Here is a 5,802-nt window from a genome sequence, read left to right on the forward strand (position 1 = left end):
AGCAGGCCGAGCTGCGCACCTGGCCGACGGACCTGCCCGACGGCGCCCTCCCGGCCGTGGTGAGCACCCGGGCCGGCGGGCACACGGTCGAGGCGTACCCGTCGCTCGTGGTCGAGAAGGCGGTGCGGACCTCCGCCGGCTCGGGCGCGACCGGCAAGGGGTCGGGCAGCAAGGGGTCGGGCGGGAAGGGCAACAAGCCAGCACAGGGCCCCCGGCCCGTGGCCCTGCGGGTGCTGGCCGACGCGGCGCAGCAGGCCCGCCAGCACCCTGCGGCGGTGATCGAGCTGCTGCTCACCGAGCTCGCCCTGCCGACGGCACGGATCACCAGCCGGTGGTCGGGCACCCAGTCCCTGACCCTCGCGGCGAGCCCCTACCCGAGCACCGACGCGCTGGTCACCGACCTGCAGCGCGCCGCGGTCGCCGCCCTGGTCGCCGAGACCGACGACCCCGCCACGGTGCGGGACGCCACGACCTACGCGCGGTTGCGCGACCGGCTGCGCGACCGCCTCGAGGACCGCACCGCGCAGGTCGCCGCGGACGTCGCCGTCGTGCTCGGGGCGGCACGCGAGGTCGACGGTGAGATGCGGGGCTCGAGCAGCCTGGCCCTGCTGGGCACGGTGACCGAGGTGCGCGACCAGCTTGCCGAGCTGGTGCACGACGGGTTCGTCAGCGAGGCCGGCGCCCCGCGCCTGCCGCACCTGGCCCGCTACCTGCGGGCCGCGCGGCACCGGCTGACCAAGGCCGCCGAGAACCCGTCCCGCGACGAAGGCCTGGCCTGGCAGGTGCACGAGCTCGCCCAGGCCTACGAGGACGCCGTCGCCGCCGCCCGCGCCGGCGCCCCCGACCCGGGCCGCGAGGCGACCCTGGCCGAGGTCCGCTGGCTGCTCGAGGAGCTCCGGGTGAGCCTGTTCGCCCAGCAGATGGGGACCGCCCAGCCGGTCAGCGCGAAGCGGATCCGGACCGCGCTCGGGGGCTGACCGGGACTCGACCTAGAGTGGCGGGATGTCGTCGAACCCGTCTGCATCGACCCCCGACGCCGGAGCAGGGCCACCGCCCGGGTCCGCGTCGGTCCTCCTGCGCATCGGGGCCATCGCGGCCGTCGTGACGGCCTGCCTCGTCGCCTACTGGTCCCTGGATCTCCTCAGCCTGACCGCGATGGTGCTCCTGCTCGCCTTCATGGGCGTCTTCACGGCGTGGTCGGTGGTGCTCCAGCTCCGTTCGTCGAAGACCGGGGACACGCAGGGGTCGCGCTGAGACCACGCCGGCAACGAGGTCGCGCCGGCACTGAGGTCACGCAGGCACTGAGGTCACGCAGGCACTGAGGTCACGCAGGCACTGAGGTCACGCAGCTCGAGGCAACTGGTCAGCCTGGCGGGCTCGGGTAGGTCAGCTCGACCCTCCGGTTCTGCGCACGCCCACCGGGGTTGTCCCCGCCGTCGACCTCGTTGGGGGCGACCGGGTCCGCGCTGCCGTGGCCCTCGACCGTGAGGACCAGGTCGGGGCGCGCGGTGGCGATGGCGTCGGCGACCGCCTGGGCTCGGCGCTCCGAGAGGGGGAGGTTGATCTCGTCCCCGCCCAACGAGTCGGTGTACCCGTCGACCTGGACCTCGGCGCCCTGCGGCACCACCTGCGCGATCTCGGCGATCGCCGAGGTGGAGGCGGCCGTCAGGTCGGCCTTGCCGAACTCGAAGAGGAGGTCGCTGGTCAACGTCACGACGGTCTCCTCCTCGGTCTCGGTGGTCCGCTCGAGCCCGATCACCGAACCCTCGACGACCAGGGGCAGCACCGCGTCCTGCGCCGAGGCGGACAGGTCGAGCACGGCGTCATCGAGCATCGCCGCCGTGATCTCTGCCTCCTCGAGCCGCTCGAGGTCCGGGTCGGTGGTCGCCGCAGCGGGCGCGACGGTCGCGACGAGCAGCGCCACGGCCAGCCCGGGGGCCGCGAGGCGTCCCCGCATCAGTCGGCCTGCTCCGGGGTGAGGCCTGCGAAGCTCGGCCACTCCTCGGCGACGAGCAGGTCGAAGGACGCGCCCTCGTCCTGCGGCGCCGCGAACACGGCCCAGCCCTCGACGACCGCATGGTTGGGCAGCTCGGTGTAGACCACGTTCGTCGGCGAGACGAGGGCCGTCTGGCCGCACCGCTGGTTGTCGATGGCCCCGCCCTGCCACGAGCCGTCGGTGCACAGGGGCAGGTACTGCTTGAGGTTCACGGTGTCGGTCATCTGCGGCAGCGCGGAGACCCCGAGGTCGTACATGCTGGCGCTCGCGTCGTCGGCGGCCTCGTCGTTGTCCCAGCGCATCGCCCAGCGCAGGGTCATGGTCTCTCCCGACACCTCGAGGGAGCGCACCATCGTGGTCAGGGTGCCGCCAGGGTTGCCGTCACCCTCGCCCTCGGCGCCGGCGTCGAAGGTCTGCTCGGCGAGCACGGCGTCCGTGGTCCCCCGCACCCCGGAGTCCTCGGCTGCGCTGTCGCCGCCGACCTCGTCCTGGCCCTCGTCCGACGCTGCGGCGGAGGTGCTCGTCGGTGCGGGGGTCTCGTCCGCGCTCTCGGCGTCGGTGCAGCCCGCGAGCCCGATCAGCAGCGCGACCGCAGCCGTGGGGAGGAGGAGTCGGTGGCGGGTCACGATGTCAGCTCCGAGGTCAGCAGATCAGGCGGGGGGGGGGGGGGGGGGACACAGAATGCACCACCCGGACACCACCCGTGCACCCGCTCCACCCTGCGGTCAGTGCCCGGCCACTACTCCGCGGGGGTCCGCAGCACGTAGGTGAGGAGTCCGAGGGCGGCCAGCACCATCACCCCGTTGAAGATCAGCGGGGGCCACACGTACGGCACGCCCTGCGCGAGGTTCCGGTAGACCTGCCACCCGATCCCCGCGAGCCCGAGCACCAGGATGACGGTGTTGAGCACCACGACCCGGACCCGCTGCCACCGCTTCATGACCGCCACCGTAGGTGACGCCACGCCGAGGATCGGACGTGGGATGCCCTTGACCCCCTCATGGTGGGTACATTTTGGACATGCTTAGCCATCATCGTCCCCAGACCGGTGACGAGGCTGCGGTCACCGAGGCCCGCCACGCACTCCGGACACCCAGCGCCGCCCCCGACGCCCGCGTGCTCGGCGCCGTGCACCACGGCCTCCTGGCGGTCGACGCCGACGACACCCCGGCCGAGGTGACCGTCGAAGACCCCTTCCCGCAGATGGCCATCCGCCGCCGCGACGGGCGCTGACCAGCACCCGTGCCCGATGCGCTCCCCGCGGGGGTGACCGGTCGTTGCTTCGGCGACGGCGACCCGCTCTACGCCGAGTACCACGACACCGAGTGGGGCCTGCCCGTCCGCGGCGAGCAGGAGCTGTACGAGCGGGTGTGCCTCGAAGCCTTCCAGTCGGGCCTGGCCTGGATCACGATCCTGCGCAAGCGCCCGGCCTTCCGGTCGGCCTTCGCGGCGTTCGACCCCGAGCAGGTCGCCCGCTTCGACGACGACGACGTCGCCCGGCTGCTGGCGGACGCGGGAATCGTGCGGAACCGCGCCAAGATCCACGCGACCATCGCCAATGCCCGCGCCCTGCTCGCGCTGTGGGAGGCCGACCGCACGCTGACCGACCTGATGTGGTCCCACGCCCCCGCGCCCCGCACCCACCGGCTGCAGTCCTTCGCCGACCTCCCCGCCCAGACCGAGGAGTCCCGGGCGATGGCCCGCGAGCTCAAGTCGGTGGGGTTCCGGTTCGTCGGCCCCACGACGGCCTACGCGGCGATGCAGGCCTGCGGGCTCGTCGACGACCACCTGGCCGGGTGCCCGGTGGTCACCGGACAGCTACCCGAGGGCCGCCCTCGCTAGGGTCGGCGCCATGCATCCTCGGGCCACCCCGCACACCTGCGGGCTCCTCGACGTCGGCGGCGGTCAGTCGGTCTACTGGGAGGAGTCGGGGAACCCCCGCGGCATCCCCGCCCTGTACGTCCACGGCGGCCCGGGCGGGGGGCTGGGCGCGGGCGGCTACACGATGAAGCTCGATCCCGAGCGCTTCCGCGTCCTGGCCTTCGAGCAGCGGGGCTGCGGGCGGTCCACGCCGCGGGCCGGCGACGCGGCGCACGACCTCGACGCGAACACCACCGCACGCCTCGTCGCGGACATGGAGCAGCTGCGGCAGGACCGGGGCGTCGAGGCCTGGGTGCTCAACGGCGTCTCCTGGGGATCGACCCTGGCGCTGGCCTACGCCCAGGCCCACCCCGAGCGCACCCTCGGCCTGGTGCTCATGGCCGTGACCACCACGCGCCGCGCCGAGGTCGACTGGATCACCGAGGGCGTGGGCACCCTGTACCCCGAGGCGTGGAACCGGCTCGCCACCCACGCCGAGCTCGCCGACCCCGGGTACCGCCGCGGCCAGGGCCGGCTCGTCGAGGCGTACGCGGCCCTGATGCGCGACCCGGACCCCGCCGTCCGACGGGCCGCCGCGAGCGCGTGGGGCGAGTGGGAGGACACGCACGTGTCCATCGGTGCGGGCGGCCTGCACCGGGACCCGAGCTGGCAGGACGAGGCCTGGGCCGTGCCGTTCGCGACCCTGGTCACCCACTACTGGGCCCACGACGCCTTCCTCGACCCCCCTGTCCTGGACCGTGTCGCCGAGATCGCGCACCTGCCCGCGTGGCTGATCCACGGCCGGCTCGACGTGAGCGGACCGGCGAGCACGCCGTGGCTGCTGCACCAGCGGTGGCCCGCGAGCACCCTGGTGGTGGTCGAGGACGAAGGGCACGGCGGACCGCGCATGGTCCAGGCCTGGTGCGAGGCGAACGACGCCCTCGCTCGCGGGCTGCCCTGAGCGCAGCCTTCAGCCGGCGAGGAGCTCCCGCAGGGCGTCGAGCCTCGCGGACCAGTAGCCCTTGAGGTCGGCCAGCACCTCGCCGTCGGGCAGGCCGTGATGGGTCACGGTGATGCGGGTGCGGCCCTGCGGCAGAGGCTGGAACGAGGTGGTGACGCGGGTGCCGTCGGTCCACGTCCAGCGGATCGTGCGGCTCACCCCGCGCAGCTCGGGGACGACGTCGAGCCAACGCCCGCGGCGCTCCTCCTCGAGGAACCAGGCCTGGCACGCCTCAGGCGCGGCGTCCATCGCCCGGCTGACGCTCGCCTCGAAGGTGCCGTCGGGGCGCTGCCCGGGCGCCCGCAGCCCCCGGGCCTGCTCGTAGGCGACGGTCACGGACTGGGCCCACCAGCCGTCGACGGCGTGCTCGGTGGTCAACCAGCGGGCGATGGCCGCGTGCCCCCAGGTGGGTGCCCCCGCGGCGTCGAGCAGGTCGAACCACTCCGCACGCCCCCGGCCGGTGCGCTCGACCACCGCCCGGTCACCGATCGAGTCGGCCTGCCCGCGCAGCGGGTCCTTGACCACGGTCAGCGCAGCCCTGCGTCGAGCCCGGCCCGCTCGGCGAGGGCGGTGACGATCGCGACGTCGGCGTCGAGCCAGTCCACCGAGAGCCACGCGCCCGGCTCGAGCCAGGTCAGGGCGTCGTGCTCGACGAGGGGCTGGGGATCGCCGTCGGTGCGGGCGGCCCACAGGCGCAGGCGGTACCGCGCGGAGATCGGCCAGGCGCCGTCCTCGGGCCCGGTCAGCTCGGCCCCGAGCTCGATCTCGACACCGAGCTCCTCGCGGATCTCCCGGTGCAGGGCCTCGACCGGGCCCTCACCCGGGTCGACCTTCCCGCCGGGGAACTCCCAGCGGCCCGCCAGGGCGGTGGGCCGGTGGCGACGCGCGGCGAGCAGGCGTCGCGGGGCGTCGAGGTCGTCGACGAGGGCGGCCGCGACCACCAGGA

At 74.3% G+C, this 5,802-nt stretch carries 10 protein-coding genes; 5 read left to right on the forward strand and 5 right to left on the reverse strand.

Features of this window, described 5'->3' with window-relative positions; genetic code table 11:
* Both L0B03_RS12850 and L0B03_RS12855 read left to right on the forward strand, forming a co-directional pair.
* Nucleotides 1-977: DUF3418 domain-containing protein (locus L0B03_RS12850; protein ID WP_250446354.1), on the forward strand; the 977-nt coding region annotated here is incomplete at its 5' end.
* Between the two features lie 25 nt (nucleotides 978-1,002).
* A complete protein-coding gene (locus L0B03_RS12855) occupies nucleotides 1,003-1,254 on the forward strand; it encodes a hypothetical protein (protein ID WP_250446356.1) in 252 nt (83 codons plus the stop codon).
* Between the two features lie 109 nt (nucleotides 1,255-1,363).
* Here L0B03_RS12855 and L0B03_RS12860 read toward each other — a convergent pair whose 3' ends face one another.
* From L0B03_RS12860 to L0B03_RS12870, 3 genes are all read right to left on the reverse strand, one after another.
* The gene (locus L0B03_RS12860) at nucleotides 1,364-1,957 is read right to left on the reverse strand and encodes an OmpA family protein (RefSeq protein ID WP_250446357.1); all 594 of its coding nucleotides are present in this window, start codon (nucleotides 1,955-1,957) and stop codon (nucleotides 1,364-1,366) included.
* Nucleotides 1,957-2,622, reverse strand: a complete 666-nt coding sequence (locus L0B03_RS12865) for a hypothetical protein (protein ID WP_250446359.1) — start codon at nucleotides 2,620-2,622, stop codon at nucleotides 1,957-1,959. The genes L0B03_RS12860 and L0B03_RS12865 overlap by 1 nt, the downstream gene beginning before the upstream one ends.
* A gap of 113 nt (nucleotides 2,623-2,735) precedes the next feature.
* Nucleotides 2,736-2,936, reverse strand: coding sequence for a hypothetical protein (locus tag L0B03_RS12870; protein WP_250446361.1), 201 nt, complete (start codon nucleotides 2,934-2,936; stop codon nucleotides 2,736-2,738).
* A gap of 80 nt (nucleotides 2,937-3,016) precedes the next feature.
* Between L0B03_RS12870 and L0B03_RS12875 the strand changes: the two genes are divergently transcribed.
* The 3 genes from L0B03_RS12875 to L0B03_RS12885 are packed head-to-tail and all read left to right on the forward strand — an operon-like array spanning nucleotide 3,017 to nucleotide 4,817.
* Nucleotides 3,017-3,229, forward strand: coding sequence for a hypothetical protein (locus L0B03_RS12875; protein ID WP_250446363.1), 213 nt, complete (start codon nucleotides 3,017-3,019; stop codon nucleotides 3,227-3,229).
* Between the two features lie 9 nt (nucleotides 3,230-3,238).
* Entirely contained in the window at nucleotides 3,239-3,838 is a 600-nt protein-coding gene (locus tag L0B03_RS12880) for a DNA-3-methyladenine glycosylase I (protein WP_250446365.1), read from the forward strand.
* Nucleotides 3,839-3,848: 10 nt separating this feature from the next.
* The gene (locus L0B03_RS12885; protein WP_250446368.1) at nucleotides 3,849-4,817 is read left to right on the forward strand and encodes an alpha/beta fold hydrolase; all 969 of its coding nucleotides are present in this window, start codon (nucleotides 3,849-3,851) and stop codon (nucleotides 4,815-4,817) included.
* A 9-nt stretch (nucleotides 4,818-4,826) separates the two neighbouring features.
* Here L0B03_RS12885 and L0B03_RS12890 read toward each other — a convergent pair whose 3' ends face one another.
* Nucleotides 4,827-5,381, reverse strand: a complete 555-nt coding sequence (locus L0B03_RS12890) for an SRPBCC domain-containing protein (protein ID WP_250446370.1) — start codon at nucleotides 5,379-5,381, stop codon at nucleotides 4,827-4,829.
* 2 nt (nucleotides 5,382-5,383) lie between these two features.
* Nucleotides 5,384-5,800, reverse strand: a complete 417-nt coding sequence (locus L0B03_RS12895) for an NUDIX domain-containing protein (RefSeq protein WP_250446375.1) — start codon at nucleotides 5,798-5,800, stop codon at nucleotides 5,384-5,386.
* Nucleotides 5,801-5,802 lie beyond the last annotated feature (2 nt).

It is taken from the genome of Actinotalea sp. C106 (genome assembly GCF_023630195.1).
Taxonomy (GTDB): Bacteria; Actinomycetota; Actinomycetes; order Actinomycetales; family Cellulomonadaceae; genus Actinotalea.